Raw genomic sequence first — 781 nt, forward strand, 5'->3', positions numbered from 1 at the left:
GATGATTTTGCAAGCTTCGACGAAATGGTCTTGGTTGAAAAATTTGACAAAGACCAAAACGGCGAAATCTTTACCACACCAATTTTGGAAGTCTTCGACGATGGTCGCGGGATTCATATCCGGTACGAGTACGAAGACAAAATGCGTCAAAGTAACATGAGTTATGCGACTTATGACGAAGTGAACAAACGTTGGTTGACCGACCCAATCAAAAAGAAAAAACAATACAAACGCTTTGCTGAAAAATTCGGGTGCGAATTCGAAGAACGTGAAGACAAATTAATCGGTGAAGTCATCACGGTTGAAGTCAAATTGGCTTTTGGCAAACCTTATGGCGACATCAAAAAATTACCAAAGAAAAAATAACCACTTAGGGAATCCGGAGGGTTAGGGGATTCCCTAACTCTCTTTTTTATTTGACGGAGGGTTGGACATGTACGAAATCAAGGAAGACGGCACACGTTTTGTGGATGGTCGTGAGTTGGCATTTTATGATATAGAATGCTTTCCAAATTTATCAATGATAGTCTTCAAAGACATCAACAAGAACATCATCATGAAGGCACACACGCATTGGGATGCAACGCGGCAAGCGTACCATTTCCGACCCAATGACGTCCAAATGATGAAACACTTGGCACAAACAAGACACCTTGTGCAATTCAATGGTTACAACTATGATGACATCATGTTGACATCGATGATGTATGATGCAAGTGCCGAAGTGCTGAAATATCGAAACGACAAAATTATCACTAATTTCAAGCACTATTACAAACCC

General features: G+C 40.6%; 2 protein-coding genes. Both read left to right on the plus strand.

What is annotated here, in order from left to right:
* On the plus strand, nucleotides 1-366 hold a 366-nt coding region (locus N1032_RS24890; protein ID WP_259543227.1), incomplete at its 5' end, for a hypothetical protein.
* Nucleotides 367-433: 67 nt separating this feature from the next.
* On the plus strand, nucleotides 434-781 hold a 348-nt coding region (locus N1032_RS24895; RefSeq protein WP_259543229.1), incomplete at its 3' end, for a hypothetical protein.

Origin of the sequence: Herbiconiux daphne, from assembly GCF_024979295.1 — a bacterium.
Classification (GTDB): domain Bacteria; phylum Actinomycetota; class Actinomycetes; order Actinomycetales; family Microbacteriaceae; genus Herbiconiux; species Herbiconiux daphnes.